The organism is Methanomassiliicoccales archaeon, from assembly GCA_013415865.1.
Lineage (GTDB): Archaea > Thermoplasmatota > Thermoplasmata > Methanomassiliicoccales > UBA472 > MVRC01.
Genome location: CP058896.1, coordinates 1762013 through 1778447 on the forward strand (window position 1 = coordinate 1762013; position 16435 = coordinate 1778447).

At 51.3% G+C, this 16435-nt stretch carries 13 protein-coding genes; 7 read left to right on the forward strand and 6 right to left on the reverse strand.

The window, feature by feature from the left end:
• The first annotated feature begins 39 nt into the window (after positions 1 to 39).
• Positions 40 to 660: a LysE family transporter gene (locus HPY73_08940; GenBank protein ID QLH75536.1), complete on the forward strand. Its 621-nt coding sequence runs from the start codon at positions 40 to 42 to the stop codon at positions 658 to 660.
• Positions 661 to 878: 218 nt separating this feature from the next.
• Here the strand turns inward: HPY73_08940 and HPY73_08945 are convergent, their stop codons facing one another.
• A complete protein-coding gene (locus HPY73_08945; protein ID QLH75537.1) occupies positions 879 to 2573 on the reverse strand; it encodes a glutamate--tRNA ligase in 1695 nt (564 codons plus the stop codon).
• Between the two features lie 109 nt (positions 2574 to 2682).
• On the opposite strand from HPY73_08945, the gene HPY73_08950 reads away from it, so the two are divergent.
• A complete protein-coding gene (locus HPY73_08950) occupies positions 2683 to 3954 on the forward strand; it encodes a UbiD family decarboxylase (protein QLH75538.1) in 1272 nt (423 codons plus the stop codon).
• Positions 3955 to 4899: 945 nt separating this feature from the next.
• A complete protein-coding gene (locus HPY73_08955) occupies positions 4900 to 8790 on the forward strand; it encodes a DUF11 domain-containing protein (GenBank protein ID QLH75539.1) in 3891 nt (1296 codons plus the stop codon).
• 36 nt (positions 8791 to 8826) lie between these two features.
• Here the strand turns inward: HPY73_08955 and HPY73_08960 are convergent, their stop codons facing one another.
• The 4 genes from HPY73_08960 to HPY73_08975 form a co-directional block, all read right to left on the reverse strand.
• Positions 8827 to 10134: an adenylosuccinate synthase gene (locus tag HPY73_08960; protein ID QLH75757.1), complete on the reverse strand. Its 1308-nt coding sequence runs from the start codon at positions 10132 to 10134 to the stop codon at positions 8827 to 8829.
• A gap of 48 nt (positions 10135 to 10182) precedes the next feature.
• Positions 10183 to 11289 carry a N2,N2-dimethylguanosine tRNA methyltransferase gene (locus tag HPY73_08965; GenBank protein QLH75540.1) on the reverse strand — a complete coding sequence of 369 codons (1107 nt, stop codon included), beginning with the start codon at positions 11287 to 11289 and terminating at the stop codon, positions 10183 to 10185.
• A complete protein-coding gene (locus HPY73_08970; GenBank protein ID QLH75541.1) occupies positions 11286 to 11828 on the reverse strand; it encodes an NTPase in 543 nt (180 codons plus the stop codon). The genes HPY73_08965 and HPY73_08970 overlap by 4 nt, the downstream gene beginning before the upstream one ends.
• 108 nt (positions 11829 to 11936) lie before the next feature.
• Positions 11937 to 12326 (reverse strand): dihydroneopterin aldolase family protein, encoded by a 390-nt coding sequence (locus HPY73_08975; protein ID QLH75542.1) that lies wholly within the window; start codon positions 12324 to 12326, stop codon positions 11937 to 11939.
• A gap of 430 nt (positions 12327 to 12756) precedes the next feature.
• Between HPY73_08975 and HPY73_08980 the strand changes: the two genes are divergently transcribed.
• From HPY73_08980 to HPY73_08990, 3 genes are all read left to right on the forward strand, one after another.
• The gene (locus HPY73_08980; protein QLH75543.1) at positions 12757 to 13374 is read left to right on the forward strand and encodes a superoxide dismutase; all 618 of its coding nucleotides are present in this window, start codon (positions 12757 to 12759) and stop codon (positions 13372 to 13374) included.
• A 115-nt stretch (positions 13375 to 13489) separates the two neighbouring features.
• A complete protein-coding gene (locus HPY73_08985; GenBank protein QLH75544.1) occupies positions 13490 to 14125 on the forward strand; it encodes a cobalamin B12-binding domain-containing protein in 636 nt (211 codons plus the stop codon).
• The gene (locus HPY73_08990) at positions 14122 to 15159 is read left to right on the forward strand and encodes a uroporphyrinogen decarboxylase family protein (GenBank protein ID QLH75545.1); all 1038 of its coding nucleotides are present in this window, start codon (positions 14122 to 14124) and stop codon (positions 15157 to 15159) included. The genes HPY73_08985 and HPY73_08990 overlap by 4 nt, the downstream gene beginning before the upstream one ends.
• 20 nt (positions 15160 to 15179) lie before the next feature.
• On the opposite strand, the gene HPY73_08995 is transcribed toward HPY73_08990, so the two are convergent.
• Positions 15180 to 15914, reverse strand: coding sequence for an ArsR family transcriptional regulator (locus tag HPY73_08995; protein QLH75546.1), 735 nt, complete (start codon positions 15912 to 15914; stop codon positions 15180 to 15182).
• A 103-nt stretch (positions 15915 to 16017) separates the two neighbouring features.
• Here HPY73_08995 and HPY73_09000 point away from each other — a divergent pair, with 103 nt between their 5' ends.
• Positions 16018 to 16419, forward strand: coding sequence for a pyridoxamine 5'-phosphate oxidase family protein (locus HPY73_09000; protein QLH75758.1), 402 nt, complete (start codon positions 16018 to 16020; stop codon positions 16417 to 16419).
• Positions 16420 to 16435 lie beyond the last annotated feature (16 nt).

Consider the following 16435-nt stretch of genomic DNA (forward strand, 5'->3'; position numbering starts at 1 on the left):
GCCATTGATTAAATATCTAAAAACGTTCACGGCCTCTCTATGTTCGAGATCCTCTTCATCTCGGCCTTGGGATTAAGTCTATTGATGTGCGCCACCCCGGGGGCCGTGAACACCGAGGCCCTGAGGAGGGGTGTAGCTGGTGGGTTCCGCAGGGCGTTCATGTTGGAGATCGGGTCCTGCATCGGAGACCTGTTCTGGGCCTCCTTGGCACTTGTAGGGCTTGCCTTCCTGACCGAGAACAGCACATTGAGGATCGCATTGGGCATTGGAGGGAGCGCCCTTCTTCTGTATCTTGCGTATAAAGGGATCATGGACGCGAGGAGGTGTGAAATGCCCGAGGTCCCAGAAAACCTTGGCAAGGACGATCTCACCACAGGAGCCCTGATATCTCTCGGTAACCCTTTCCAGCTGGCCTTCTGGGTCGGAATAGGCGGGACGGCGATCGCGGTCATCGTCCCTGACCCCGAAACAATACATTACATGGTATTTTTCTTAGGTTACACATCAGGTCTCTTGGTCTTTTCAATTCTCTACTCATCCCTGGTGGCCTATGGCCGACGATACATCACGCCAAAGCTCTTTCAGATCATCAATATCCTGTGCGCCCTTGTACTTGTCTACTTTGCCCTCAGCCTTATCTATGCAACGTTCATTGAATGATATGTTGGGGTCAATTATCGCTAGAGGGCCTCTCAATAAAAATCCCGACAGTTCGATCCCGATAAGATCCAACGTATACTGTCCATCTCTTATCTGGAACTGCTGCAAGCCATGCCTCGCCCCCCAGGCAATTGTATGTCGCTCTCAATGTATCGAGATGATGGGGGCTGGTCTCCATTCAGGACAGTATAAAATTGCTCTACACTGCGCATTTCAGCTTAATCGTGCGTGAAGTACGCCTCGACCTTTGGTGAGACCCTTCCTATCCTGGCAAAACCAAAGCGCTCGAACTGGACGACCTTTCCGACCTCTTCATCAGGGACCCTCTCGGCCCTTCCTTGCTTCCTTGTCCCATCTGGCATGAGGACAGTGCATTCCACAGAGCTGTCCGGCACCCAATGGACGATCTTGACCTTCTCTTTCAGGATGGAGAGGTCGTTTCCGATATACCTGCCCTTCCCGTTCACGATCTCGATGTTCCCCAGGTCCTTGAGGCGGACCTTGCCACGCTCCACCGCCTGCGCAAGATCCTCCTCAGTGACAAAGACCATGATCGGTCTCCCACTGAGCCGATGCTCCCTATATCCTCGCTCTGGATGGTCCGGATGCTTGGGTACCTTTGCATGAAGCTCATCAACGCCGCATATGTCGAGCGGCTGCGGGTCCCATACGAAGAAATACCTATTTGCGGCCTTGTCGACCCTGTCCCTGTTATAAGAGTAGAGCGTATCCCATGAGAATTCGATATCCACTTCTTTTATGCCGCAATCGATCCAAAAGGCCCGTATGGAATCTGCCTGGATGCCTCTCTTCTCCATTGCTCTGACGGTCCCGAGCCGGACATCATCCCAGCCCGTGTACTCGCCGGTCTTTATCCCTTTTCCTACAGTGGAAGTCTTGAGTATGGCGTCTGGGATCGAGACGAGACCATAATGGTGGTACCACGGCATCTTCCAACCGAAGTATCTGAAGATGTACTCCTGCCTCAGGGTGTTGTTGAGATGGTCCTTTCCACGTATGACATGCGTTAGACCGAGATAATGATCGTCCACGGCCACGCAGAAGTTCATCATGGGATACACGCAATAGCGGTCCCCCGTCCTTGGATGGGGCACGGATTTGACTATCCTGAAACCCACAAAGTCGCGTATCGCAGGATTTGGGTGGTCCAGGTCGGTCTTGACGACCAACACCGCCTTTTCCTCTTCATAGTGGCCGGCCAGCATCTTGTCCCATTTCTCCAACTGCTCCTCCACAGGAAGGTCCCTGTGCGGACAAGGCCTTGATGCTTCCTTCGCATTACGCCAATCCTCGACCGGGCACGTACAGATGTAGGCCTTCCCCATCTCGATGAGCTGCCTCGCGATCTCATAATAAAAGGGGAACCTTTCGCTCTGGATAACGGTCTCGTCGACCTTCACCCCTAGCCATTCGAGGTCCTCAGGTATCATCTTATAGGCGTCAGGGTCGATCTTCTCCGGGTTGGTGTCCTCCATCCTATTGATGAACTTCCCGTTGTAACGTTTGCAATACTCATCATTGAGTATCGCCACCCTGGTGTGGCCCAGATGCAGAGGTCCGGAAGGGCCCGGGGCGAAGCGCATCACCACCTGTCCGTTCACAGCTCCAGGCAGGTCGACCAGCCTATGCACCTTCTCGACCTTCTCCTTCTTGACTGTCAGCGACGGGTCTATGGACTCCAATAGCGATTTCTGCTCCTCTAGGCTCATGGCGTTCACTCTCGCCAGAACCGATTCGATCAATGGGATGATCTCTTTGATATGAGGGCGAAGGGCCGGCTGCTCGGCCATGACCTTGCCCTGGACGGCCTTGGCGTTCGCCTTGCCGCCATAAAGGAACGCGTTCTGAAGTGCGTACTTGAGTATGACGTTCTCTGCGCTAGGATCGACCATCGGCCGTCCGATTGGATATTACCATCAAATATCTTTGCTATCCGCAGAATATCCGTTAGAAGATCGTACCAGGCGAACTGTTATTAGAACCCATGCGAATGACCAAAGCATGTCCATGCGCTCGTTGATGAGCTCCTTCAAAGACCTCAGGAGGATAAAGAAGCACGTTCCGAACGAACTGGAGCCTACCAAGATATTATTGGAGGACCAACGAAGGCCGGTCCTTTTCGAGGACCTTAACGGGATGAAGGCCATCGGCAATGTCTGGTCCGATAGGGAGAGGGTGGCGAATGCCCTTGGTCTTAGGAAAGAGACATTGACAGAGAGCTTGGTGGAGGCCCTGTCCAGTCCAAGAAAGCCTCGAGTAGTAAAGGATGCAGAGTTCTATGACCATGTGCACGATGACTTTGACCTGATGAGGCTCCCGATACCCAAATATTATCCGAAGGACGGGGGGAGGTACATCACATCAGGGGTGGCGGTCGCCGAGTTCGAGGGGAAGAGGAACATCTCGTTCCATCGCCTCATGCTATTGGACAGCCACAGGTTTGCGATAAGATTGGTCCCAAGGCATCTGTATACCATGCACCAGATGAGCCTCAAGAAGGGGAAGGAGCTCAAGGTCGCATTCTGTGTCGGGGTGTGTCCATCGATATTGTTGGCCGGGGCGACATCTACAGATTACGCAGCCGATGAGATGGAGATAGCCAGCGCGATCAGGTATCATGGCCTCAAGGAAGATGTCGAGGTCGCTGCTACCGAGGAAGGGCTGATGGTCCCTGCCAGATCGGAGTTCGTGATCGAGGGCAGGCTGACAGCGGCATTGGTGGACGAGGGGCCGTTCGTAGACATCACGGGCACCTATGACCCGGTCAGGAAGCAGCCCCTGTTCGAGGTGGACAGGGTCTACCACAGGACCGACCCGATCTTCCATCTGGTCCTGCCAGGAGGGCTGGAGCATTACCTGTTGATGGGGATGCCCAGGGAGCCGGTCATATACAAGACGGTGAGGCAGGTCGTGCCGAGGGTGCATGGAGTCAGACTTACCGAGGGTGGCTGCTGCTGGTTGCACGGCGTCGTCTCGATAACCAAGAACAAGGAAGGAGATGCGATGAACGCCGCCATGGCCGCGTTCACTGGCCATCCATCGATGAAGAAGGTCACCATCGTTGATGAGGACATAGACATTTATGATGACCAGAAGGTGGAATGGGCAGAGGCGACGAGATTCCAGGCCAGCAGGTCCCTTTTGGTCGTGAACAATGCTGCCGGGTCATCGTTGGACCCAAGCACTGAATCGACAACATCAAAGGTCGCCATCGATGCGACCAAGCCGATCGGTGCAGAAGGGTTCGACAAGGCCATGTTGGACAGATGTTGATGAGATATGAGCAGAGCTGGGTTCAATAATTCTTCTCAATCAACATCGCCCGCAAAATAATAGATGTCGATCCAGGTTTCGGCTTACAGTCGGTAGTTTGGTTTCATGGTGTTATTGTAATCTGGCACTTTTAACATTTCCAAATCTGAGATATTTCCTAGCATGCAGAGGGAGGATCCAATCATAGGTCGTTCATAATAATTTTCAAGTCAACTGTTATTAAAAATCGGGTCTTAATATTATAAAAAATGAGGTGGACTTTAATTTCGCTCCAACCCCCCTTCTACAAATTTTATTTACCATGCGCGCATTTTAAGATACGGCAATCTATTAACATCCATCGGTTAAAAGGGTGATTAATGTAAGGATAATCAATGAAGAATCCAAGGCCAGTCATGATTAAGCAAGGTTTGAATTTTTTCACGACCGGTCTTTCTTACTATGGCCCTTTCTTAAAATTATTTAATTGTTATGATAAATAATATTAAATCAATAAGGTAGGTCAACGCAATTTTCATTTCGAAGATTTCGGACCTCCTCTAATTATTGAACTTTATTCTATTTAATTTAATATATTATTATCGATTGATTATCATTTTTGCACACGAAAGTAAGGTTCGAACAATGTCCTATTCAATTGATGAAATTACTTAAATATCCAGATATTGATTTTATGAATTATATTATTATAAATATTTTTAATTATTTTCATTATCTTATTATCAATTTTGATAATTAATTATTTATATACTGCAACTACAAACATATATCAAAAGCAAAATTGTCTTTGGGCATATTGAGGACTAAAATATAGGGGAGAAAGGTTAGAACAGCCCTCGAATTGACCAGATGCGATTTTGCGCTCAAGGAAAAGACGAACAAATCTCGCGAGCAATCGATGAAAAAAGGTTGACGCGCAGATCTGCCGCTCGAAAATGGAGGAGGATGAACTCTATGGATAAAAGGAAATCAGCGATGGCGGTCTTTATTGCATTAATTATGGTTGCATCCACTTTTTTTGTCGCAGTACCTTTGGCACAGGCTGCGAACGATAAGTGGACTTCCGAATTATATGCGTGGGACCCTGTCCAGAATGCATGGGTGAACGGTAACCTTGCCGGTTATCGGGAAGGAGATCTCGTTGGATTCAAATATGTTCTGACACACGACTCGGGGACTAATAATTTATCACCTGAGATAGACTCAGTATATGACCATTATAATATTGCGAAACATGCTTTCGGTATAGATGCGGAGATCCTTTGGGCATATAACAGAGTGGGATGGAGCACCCAATTCCCAGTACATAGCGATGACGCGGACCTTAACACCCCCGATTTGGTTAGGAACATCGATCCGGATGTATCCAATGCCTTTTTCGGAATTAGCGGTGGGGTAGTACAGAAATACTACAAGTTCAACGCGGGAAGATTCGAAGTACCGACCGGTACGTCAATATACATTTATTTCCAAGCTCATTTAGCTGAGACCGCTTACTACAGCACAGTGACAACTCCGGAACCAATCACTGGCACGCCGGCCCCTCACTATGGGGCTGCGTATTTCCCGGGGGCTTCGTTGCAAGCAGCGCTCTCTCTGGTATATACAGGAACGACTGCCCAGACCCAGAGCATTCCGGTCACTTATGCAGCTGGTAGCATCTCAGGCATGAAGTTCCATGATGCCAACTCAAATGGGATCAGGGACCCTGGGGAGGGAGGATTGTCGAACTGGACGATAATATTGGAAGGAGTATCCGCTGGAGGTTTCCCCATAGTCATGCAAACAACAACTGCGACCGATGGGACATACTCCTTCAACCAACTTCCGTGGGGCACATATTCCGTGAGAGAGGTGCTCAAACCAGGATGGACCCAGACATATCCAACTTCAAATGGTGGCGTCCACGTTGGGATAGTGATAGATGGAACAGACCTAACTGAGCAAAATGTGAATTTCGGTAACTCGGCCCCTGGGAAGATAAGGGCAGCAAAGGTCATCGACAGAGATGGCGATGAATCAACCGAAGAGGACCAAATGCCCGGCGAAGGTTGGACATTTGAATTGTTCTATTATGACGCGGGAACATGGAGGTCTTTGGGCAGCAAGGTGACGGGGGCGGACGGCTATACGGCATGGTGGAGCCTGCTCCCACTTGGGAACTATAAAATGGTCGAGACCGGTAAAGCTGGGTACGCAGGGGTCCAGGAAAAATTCATATCCATAACCACAGCCCACCAAGAGATAACCATGACCTTCTACAACAGGCCATTGGGCTCGATCACGGTCACCAAGGTGATCGACCAGGACGGGGATCCAGAGACCATGGAGGACCAGTCCAACGGTGGGGCAGGTTGGGAGTTCGAGCTATTATATTATAATGGCCAGACGTGGGTCAGCCAGGGAAAGAAGACCACTGACGGAACCGGTACAGTGACATGGAACGACCTGCCATTGGGCAGATATAAGGTCGTGGAGACACCGAGGGATTATTGGCATAACGCTGACCCTGTCGAAATTACGTTAACGGAGGCGGGTGTGAACGTTCCTGTGACAATGATCAATACCCCCCCGACACCTGCTATCAAAATAGTGAAGACCGGTCCTGTTGAAGCAGAGGTCGGAGAGATCATAACATACACGTATACAGTGACAAATGTAGGAGAGGCCCCGCTGAGCAATGTATATGTGATGGACTCGGTCTCAGGAGCGACCACATATATCTCAGGCGATGTAAATCTCAATGGAATGCTGGATCTCACTGAGGTCTGGATCTTTGAGGACACGTGGACTGTAGCCGCCTCACCTGACCCATTGATAAACATTGCGACCGCCTATGGTACTTGGGAAGGCGTACAAGTTATGGACCAAGATGAATGGTCCTTGGACGTGGCCAAGCCGGCGATACACATCGAGAAGTACGGACCGACCGAGGCCGAGGTGGGCGACTTAATCAAGTTCACCTTTGTGGTCACCAATGTTGGCGACGTCCCGTTGGCGAATGTTACGGTTGTTGATTCAATAGCTGGAGCAGCAATCTATGTCTCTGGTGATGTGAACAATAACCATATGCTCGATCTGACCGAAATGTGGACCTTTGAGCTATATTGGACTGTGCAATCTGCTCCGGATCCATTGTATAATGTCGGTACTGCTACTGGGTACTATGAAGATACACCAGTGACCGATGAAGACGATCATACGACGGTCGTAATTCAACCGGGTATGATCATAGTATATAAGTATGATGACCTAAATGGAAATGGAGTCCATGATATTGGCGAGCCTGGTGTGCAAGGCGTCACAATCGAGCTATGGTTGAATGGAGAATTAAAAGAGACTAAGACCACAAATGCGACCGGGGAAGCCGTATTCGATAAACTTAGAATGGGCACCTATGTCGTAAAAGAAATAATGCCAGCAGGGTGGTACTCCGATGCTCCATTAACTCAGGAAGTGGTCATCGATCGGTCCGGCGAACAGGTGGACGTCACCTTCCTGAACATCCGCTACGGACAGATCTGCGTCTACAAGTACGACGACCTGAACGGCAACGGAATAAGGGACGCGGGCGAGCCTGCGGTACCTGGCGTCACCATCGAACTCTGGTTCGGTGAACAGCTCGTAGGAAGTGGGACGACCGATTCGAACGGAATGGTATGCTTCAGCAACCTCAAGCTCGGAACCTACCATGTCAAGGAGATCCTCCCGACGGGCTGGTACTCCGATGCTCCATTAACTCAGGAAGTGGTCATCGATGAGTCCGGCGAACGGGTGGACGTCACCTTCCTGAACATCAGGTATGTGACACTGTGCATCTACAAGTTCGCGGACATGGATGGAGACCTTGAGACCACTACCGATAGAGAGCCTGTGAATGTATGGGTGAAGGTAATCGGTCCTGGAGATGCGATCATCTTTGAAGGATACATAGGAGATGACGGTTACCTGTGCATTGAGAATCTCAAGGTTGGTGAATACACCGTGACGGAGACTCTTGAATGCTACTGGATACCGTTGACCGAGACCACGATAACGCAGAACGGACAATCTGGGGACAGATTGGTGTTCACGTTCATAAATATGGAAATGGTCCCGTATCCTGGAGGACATACCATAGGCTTCTGGAAGAACAACATCCTGAAGAACATGCAAGGAAGGACAAAAGGAATACAGGTTCCATATGCCGATATTGCGAGATATCTCTCAGAAATTGATGAGATGTACGGCGATGAATATGAATTCCTTAATGACCTGAGCTTCCAGGAGGCCTACAACATCCTAAGCATACCGAACCCAAGTGACCCGCAGGACAAGGCAGAGGCTCAGATCCTCTCGATGATATTGACATCTAGGCTATGGGCTCCGGAATGGGGCGACTCGTTCGTGCATCTGCCAGATGTAGGTCAGGGATCTACCTACACTGGATCTGGCAGCGGAGCGATTGACTACATCCTGGGCCTGTATTCAGATGGAGCTTACAGCAAGGCACAGTATCTCGCGGATGGAATGAACAATGCTCCCGAGGGTGTCGACTGGTACGACTGGTGGTATGTAGGTCTCGATGTGTATGTCTTCAAGGACTACCTGTACGGATCACCGGTGGAAGGAGTTACGCTGACACTGACCGGACCTGATGGTACCATGATCAGCCAGACGGACGAGTTGGGTTATGCCAGGTTCGAATGGCTCATACCGGGGACATACTTCCTTGAGATCACAGTGCCAGTGGGAATGGACCCGGTCGGAGCGACCACATTCACCTTCACGGTGAACCAGGCATGGGGCCTAGGGGACGACATCGTCAAGAGCTTTGTCGTCACCGATGAGCCATAAGAAAAGAACTTAAGGGGGCCAAAAGCCCCCTCAACCTTACCATTTTTTAACACGCATGTCAATGGTCTTGTCACGTTCTTTTCCGAGGCTTATAATGCTGACCTTGGTGCGGCCCTCTTTTTCAATGAATGACACGTATTCGCGGAGGTTCTTTGGCAATGAGCTATATCCCGCTTTCATCATCCGAGCGAGCTCATCGGGCGTCCAATCATCCCAACCGTCGAACTCCGAATACAAGGGTTTCGCCTTTTCCAGGTCCCTGATCGAGGCTGGGAAGTGCCTGACGACCTTACCATCAATCTCATAGGCCGTTGCGACCTTGACCTTCTTCATGCCATTCAGGACATCTAGCTTCGTGAGGGCTATCTGGGTCAGGCCGTTCAACCTGACCGCATAGTTCACGATGACCATATCAAGCCATCCGCATCTCCTCGGGCGGCCGGTGGTGGCGCCGAACTCCCCTCCTTTGTTCATGAGGTGCTCGCCTGTCGCATCCTTGAGCTCCGTGGGGAAAGGACCGGCCCCTACCCTGGTCGTATATGCCTTCACGACCCCGATTATCTCATTGACCTTGTTGGGCCCGACCCCCACACCAGTGCATATTCCGCCTGAGATGCAGTTGGACGATGTCACATACGGATAGGTCCCGTGGTCCACATCGAGCATGGTCCCTTGCGCTCCTTCGAAGAGCACCTTCTTACCATTTTCAATCGCCTCATTGACCAGGACCGACGCGTCGACGACATATTTGGCAAGGACCTTCCCTTTCTCCAAAAGGTCCTTGAACATCATTTCCATGCTTTCGATCTCTGGGCCGTCCAACGATTCCAGATTTCGCTTTTTTATCGGGTAGACGAGCTCCAGCCTCTCCTTCAGAGAAGCCTCGTCCAAAAGGTCCCCGACCCTGATACCGTAGCGAGCCATCTTGTCCGAATAGCATGGGCCGATACCCCTGCCCGTTGTGCCGACGCCTTTCGCCCCGCGCTTCCTTTCCTCCGCCCCGTCGAGCGCCCGGTGATACTTCATGATGATATTGGCCCTGTCAGAGATACGGAGGCCGTCCATCGAGTGCCCCTTCGCCTTCACCGCATCCATCTCCCTCAGGAGCTCATCGGGGTCGATGACGACGCCGTTCCCGATGACATTGATCACACCGTCCCTCAATATGCCAGAGGGCAGGAGGTGCAATGCGAAGGTCTCATCGCCGACCTTGATGGTGTGTCCGGCATTGTTACCGCCCTGGTAGCGGACGACCATGTCGGCGTCCTCTGCGATATAATCAGTGATCTTGCCCTTACCTTCGTCGCCCCACTGGGTCCCGATGATGGCAATGGTAGACGTCAGCCTCACCCAGGCCCGCCTAAACCTTGCATAAGATAAATAACTTAGCGCTCATCCGAACAGTTCCCTGTATCGCTCAATTACCGCACGATAAGGGCGGTCGCATTTGAACCCTGTAGGCGAGAAGTGCGTCCTAGACACATTCCCGATCGCGCTCAGGCCCTCTAACAGTCTATCAAGTCTCGGCGAAGAGATATGAAGGTCCGAAGAGATCTCGTTGTTCTCGTAAAAGAACGGAACATCGAGCTCCTCCTTCCAAAGCTGCAGGTACTTGGCGCATCTCTCTTTTTCATGGAGGGTGTCTGGCAAAGGCATGCTTTTCAAAAAATCTTTGTTTGTCAGGTTCCCTGACCATAAAGGTCCCGACGCACCCTCTTCAAATTGCGTTAGCACTTTTCGCTCATGTGTCCCTCGGTCGAACACCAGATAGCCAAGTTTTTCCAAAGAGGCATCAGCGGCATCCGCGCTTTCTGGCATCCTGAGGTACAGCCTCATGTAATGGTCCGCGTAGAAGCAGAGCAATGGTTCGACCCCCCTGTCGAACATCGCCGCCTGCCTGACGACATACCCTATGAGTATACGAAGGCCCACCTCATGGCCGAACACACATCTGCACGGCCTCGCCTGATATCGTCTGATGCATTTTTTTGCATGGGTGCCTGCCAGGGGAGCGGTGTCCGTGGCCGTCAAGGCCAGTATGCCGTTCTTCCTGATGCCTTGTATCGCTGAATGAAGAAAAGGGACAGGGGTACCGAAAGGGTCCAGGTCGATATAGTCGAACTTTTCCTTCGCTAAGAGACATCTAAGGTCCTCGTTCCTTACGATGCATCTCTCCAGGGCATTGACCTCGACGTTCTTCCTTATGACGTCCACTGATTCCTTTTCCCAATCATTGATATGAAACTCTGTGCTGGGACGGGCCTCGTTCATGATTCTGATGGACCTGGCCCCGGTGGCCGACATGGCATCCAAGGACCTCCTTGGTTGTACCTCAGGATGCGAAAAGAACATGACAGAGACGTCTCGGTTGAACGCCATCTGACTGTTGTAGAAGACCCTCCCCATCTTCTTACCAGGACCGCTCTCCGTGCGTTCCTTGGGGACAAAGAGCCTCGTCGCGCCCTCGATGATCTGCTCCAGCTCTCGGTCCATGTTCAAAGAAGCTCGCCCTTCATGAGCTTCATGATCTTGTAGGGCAGAAGGTTCCTGTTGATCGGCGTGACCTCAAGGATGCGCACGTCATCTCTCCTTCTTATGTCCTGAAGAAGGGGGTTCCTCGATTTCTTATGCAATGTCAAAAGGATCGGTTTCTCAACATCCAGAGCGGCCTTGACCGCATTGACGAACTTCTCCGACTCCACCTCGATCTTTCCTACCTCATCGATGACGATGACATCGGACTCCTCGCAGGCCTTGTTCAGCGCATTGACGCCTATCTCCTCTAGGACCTCGAGGTCTATGCCGAACTTCCCGACCATGAACTTGCTCTTGATCTCGGTCGATGCCAGGATGCCCTTCTCCTTGGTGCGCCAGTCGATGACATAGAAACCGCTCCGCCTCTTATCGTCGAGGATAGGCTCAGTGATCATACCCCCGACCTTCAGGCCTTCAGACTCCAGCATCTCGATCACCTTCATCAAGGTCTGCGTCTTTCCTGCCTGAGGCAGTCCCGTGATCCCTATCTTGATATTGTTCATTTACTTCACCGTCATCGGCGAGCGAAAGGTTCGCCTATGGGATGAGGACCGTATCGCATTGTTGAATAAATAATAATGGCTTGGTTTTATAAAAAAGACGATTGTTCGTCATTCACCGCCTGAGACGGACTCAACGAACATCAGTGGATATCTCAGCTCATCTATGTATCTCATTCCCGAGACGACCTCCACATCTTCTATCCTGATCACCAGTTTGACGTCCAGCATAGGCCCTGTGAGCGTCTGGTAATCGAACTCGTCCTTTTTCTTTCTCAGGGGTCCGCGGTCGATCCTCACCTTGACGTCCTTAACAAATGGCTGGACCTTGACACCTTCCTCTATCGCCTTCTCAAGAGTTTCGACATTTGTCGATGAAAGCGGGGTACCAACGAACTGATGGTAGATGGTCCCTAATTTGATCCCAGACTCGAAGACCGCCCTCTCTCTCAGGCTGCATTTGAAATATTTGGAGGCCAGCTCTTCCCTTTTACTAGGCATGTCGCTCTTCGCTCCCTTTGATACTCCATCCCCCTGCCCTGATAAAAATAGTTCGTAGGGACCGATAGACCACCTTTCGATCTGCAGCTAGGTGCATATTCTGGGGCCGTGATTGCCCAGATCAACGTTACCCACGCGCTGAAGTTCATTTTGAGAGATGGTGTTATCAAGCTCTTTATTGGTGGTCTTAGTGGGGGGTAAGAATATAGAACATTGATCTCTAACAGTATCAATGGACAGAGCGGTTAATCATGGCCCTGAAACACACGATCCGGTGAGATCCTCCCGCATTCATTGAACGAAGTCGCTGGCCGGTCGATAAGAGCTCTAAGGGCGTTATCGTTCAAAATCATACAAAGGGCACCTAGTGAAAAGTATGAAATAACACCGACTCGGCTAATGCCATCATCAGTACAAGGAGGATGAACGGATGGAGGTACAAAAGAAGGTATACCAGTTACCCGCGCTGAAGTTCGGCTACGGTGACCTGGCCCCGTTCCTGTCGGAAGAGCAATTGATGATACACCACACCAAGCACCATGCGGCATATGTCAACGGTGCCAATGCGGCCTTGGAGAAACTGGAGAAGGCCAGGAGGGAAGGTGTGGATGCAGACCAGAAGGCCATCGCCAAGGAGATGGCCTTTAATGTTGGAGGCTATATACTCCATAAAAAATTCTGGGAGAACCTTGCACCGACCGGTAAAGGCGGGGGAACACCAGGCGGGAGGCTCGGCGATGAACTGGTCAAAGAGTTCGGCTCTTTTGAAAGGTTCAAGAAGGAGTTCAGCCAGGTGGCAACGAGCGTCGAGGGATCTGGATGGGCAGCCCTCACATATTGCCTGGGCGTCGAGAGACCTATGATAATGCAGATAGAGAAGCACGCGGTCAACGTCAACCCCGGTCATAAGATATTGATGGTCTTGGACGTCTGGGAACATGCTTACTATCTCGACTACAAGAACCTTAGGCCCAAGTATGTCGAGGCGTTCTGGAACAATGTAGATTGGGACGACGTCCAAAAGAAGTTTGACGATCTAAGGCGTTGAGGCCCAAACCATTTTTCTAATCCTTTCCCATCTTGAAAAATTTATTATTGCTCAGAGTGGCATCCTCCTTTTGACCTGAATATGAGGTTTTAAATGGCCATGGAGGACTAAGGCGATGGTAGAGGTGGCCAGATCAAAGAAGGAGCTGAGGTCGGCGCTCCTGTCCAACGATGGCGAAAAAGCGCATGCCATAATATTCGATGACATATCTGGCCTATCAGCGATGGAGAGGGTGGAAAAGGTCATCCGTCCGGTATTGGACGAGATAGGCATCATGTGGTGGAAGGGGGAATCCTCTCTCTCACAGGTTTATTTCTCGGCGAAGCTCTGCGAGGAAGCGGTCCTGAGGCTCACGTCCGAGCAGAAATTGAGCATTTCGGAAGGGCCCAAGGTCGCCGTGGCCGCGCTCGAGGACCACCATCTCCTAGGGTCCAAGGTGGTAAGGATGATGGTCCAATCGGCCGGTCAGAGGGTCATAGACTATGGAAGGATGGATGTCGATTCTCTCGTGAATAAGGTATGCGAGGATGACATAGAGTATCTGCTCGTCTCAACTCTGATGCTGCGCTCAGCTTTGAGGGTGAAGGACCTCAAAAAAGAGCTCGAGGAAAGAGGCCGCAGGACAAAGGTCATCGTCGGTGGAGCACCGTTCAGGTTCGATTGGGGCCTGTGGAGAAAGGTCGATGCCGACTTCACCGCATCATCCCCATTGATGGCCTTGGAGTTCATCAGGAGGGAGGAGGAGCTATGAGCAGAGGCATATCCTCCATGGACAGGACGATGGCCGCCATACGTCACGAGCAACCTGACAGGGTACCAGCATTCCTTAACCTCACTATGCATGGGGCCAAGGCCCTAGGGGTACCACTGAAGAGATACTTCTCGGACCCAGAGCTCGTCTGCAAGGGGCAGTTATTGATGCTCGAACGCTTCGGGGCGGATTCCTGCACGGCCTTCACATACTCTTCCGCGGAGCACGAGGCGTTCGGGGGTCATACGTACTTCTATGAGGACGGGCCTCCGAACTCAGGGAGGCCTATCATCGAGAATATTGAGGACATAGACCATCTTAAGGAGCCTGACATAGACTCCACCAGGTCGCTCATGGTCACGATCGAGGCGACGAGGCTGCTGAAGGACAGGTTGGGGGAAGAGGTCCCGATATTGGGACTTATAATATCGCCATTCTCTCTCCCGGTCATGCAGATGGGCTTCGACCGTTACTTTGAGCTTATGTACAAGGACCGGTCAAGGTTCGATGCGCTTATGAGGTTGAACACTGACTTCGAGGTAGAGCTGGCAAATCGTCAACTGGAGGCCGGGGCCACCGCGATAGTGTATTTTGACCCTGTCTCGTCCACCACCATCATTCCCAGGGAGAAGTTCTTGGAGACGGGCTTCAAGGTGGCGGAGAGGTGCATTTCAAGGATAAAGGGGCCCACGGCCATCCACTTCGCATCAGGCAGATTCCTTGGCATAGCGGACAAGGTGGCCGAGCTCAACGTCATTGGGGTAGGGGTCGGTGTGGAGGAGGACCTCGCCGAGATAAAGAGAAAGATCGGGGACAGGTTGACCATCATCGGGAACCTGAACGGCGTCGAGATGCCTTCATGGTCTGAGGAGGATGTGGACATCAACGTCAAGGAGGCCATCGAAAAGGCTGCCCCGGGAGGAGGTTTCATCCTTTCGGACAATCATGGGGAGATCCCCTATCAGGTACCTGACAAGGTCCTTCATGACATAATGTCCGCTGTGGAACGGTATGGCCGTTACAGCGGTACATAGATCTGATGAGAGGGAGGGTCTCATTCCTGTCCTATGTCTGCAACAAGCTTCTTGGCACCGTCGAGCGCCTTCCTTCCGCGCACCGTTATTGCATACCTGCCCCTTCCCCGTGCCTTGCTGACATAACCCGCGTCACATAATGGCCTGAGGTGATGTTGCAGATGTCCTGTCCTGAGCCCAAGGGATGAGCTAAGGTCCGAGAACGAAGACTCTCCTGCATCGAGCTTCAGGAGGATCCTGACCCTGACCGGATAAGAGAGCGGGTCTAAAGCCCTCGCGATGCCTTCTGGGTCATCAGCCACATCTCTTTGAACAGAAGGGCCGATGTTGGCCTTTATCTTCTCAGAGATCTCCATCGTCAACTTGGTGTCCCGGAGAAGGTTCTGGGCTATTGATGAGCATGCTGAATCCTTGCAGGGCGAGCTATTTGAGCACAGTATTCCTTCCAGTTCTTTGATCGAGAGCATCGCCCCTTCAAAGTCATCATTCTTATATCTGGAGACGGACAAGGCAAGAGCATCCCTTATCTTTTCAAGACACGCTTTTCGATTGGGGCATTCTGACGAGGCGACGAGCGCATCAAGGTTAGACCTCATCCTTTCCATGTTCGTCTCGGACATCAGCTCCACCATCTTGGACTGGATGATGTTCCGGAACCCATCCCCCTTTGCCTCGGATATCATACAATTGAGTTCCTTGATGTCCTTGTGCAGGGCCTCTAGCCTCTCGACGATCTCGTTCTGGTCCGTCGACATTTAAAGATAGTTATGGAAGCAAGAATATTAATAGAATTGTATTAAAACATAATATTTATCTATTTTACAAAAGCATGACATGCCCGGTGAACTCATGGTCGAGATGCCAAAGGAAGTAGTGGAGATGTTCAACAATCCTCAAGCGGTCAAGGTCCTTACGACCATTTCCGCTGATGGCACATTGCATTCTGTCAGGGTAGGGAGCCTGATCGCCCCTGCGCCGAACCTGATCGCCGTCGGAGCGATATTGATGAAGACCTCCTCCAAGAACATGGAGCATATGAAGCAGAAGAACCAGCAGGTCGCTCTCCTTGTCGGAGCTGAGATGAAGTCATATCTTGTCCAGGCGAAGATCAAGGAAGTGCACAAATCGGGCCCTCTGTTCGACAAGATGAATGAGAACCTTAAGGCCATAGGACTTCAGGCAAGCGCGGTCTGGACCTTCGAGCCGACCGGCGTGTGGAACCAGAGCGCCAACTACGAGGCTGGTAAGAAGATCGCGTAAGCTAAATCCATTTTCA

Excerpts from the sequence above, each read along its gene's own strand:
- HPY73_08985 (QLH75544.1), top strand. The coding sequence starts at position 13,490 with ATGGTAGAGGTGGCCAGATCAAAGAAGGAGCTGAGGTCGGCGCTCCTG.
- HPY73_08945 (QLH75537.1), bottom strand. The coding sequence starts at position 2,573 with ATGGTCGATCCTAGCGCAGAGAACGTCATACTCAAGTACGCACTTCAG.
- HPY73_08940 (QLH75536.1), top strand. The coding sequence starts at position 40 with ATGTTCGAGATCCTCTTCATCTCGGCCTTGGGATTAAGTCTATTGATG.
- HPY73_09000 (QLH75758.1), top strand. The coding sequence starts at position 16,018 with ATGCCAAAGGAAGTAGTGGAGATGTTCAACAATCCTCAAGCGGTCAAG.
- HPY73_08995 (QLH75546.1), bottom strand. The coding sequence starts at position 15,914 with ATGTCGACGGACCAGAACGAGATCGTCGAGAGGCTAGAGGCCCTGCAC.
- HPY73_08990 (QLH75545.1), top strand. The coding sequence starts at position 14,122 with ATGAGCAGAGGCATATCCTCCATGGACAGGACGATGGCCGCCATACGT.
- HPY73_08955 (QLH75539.1), top strand. The coding sequence starts at position 4,900 with ATGAACTCTATGGATAAAAGGAAATCAGCGATGGCGGTCTTTATTGCA.
- HPY73_08975 (QLH75542.1), bottom strand. The coding sequence starts at position 12,326 with ATGCCTAGTAAAAGGGAAGAGCTGGCCTCCAAATATTTCAAATGCAGC.
- HPY73_08950 (QLH75538.1), top strand. The coding sequence starts at position 2,683 with ATGTCCATGCGCTCGTTGATGAGCTCCTTCAAAGACCTCAGGAGGATA.
- HPY73_08980 (QLH75543.1), top strand. The coding sequence starts at position 12,757 with ATGGAGGTACAAAAGAAGGTATACCAGTTACCCGCGCTGAAGTTCGGC.
- HPY73_08970 (QLH75541.1), bottom strand. The coding sequence starts at position 11,828 with ATGAACAATATCAAGATAGGGATCACGGGACTGCCTCAGGCAGGAAAG.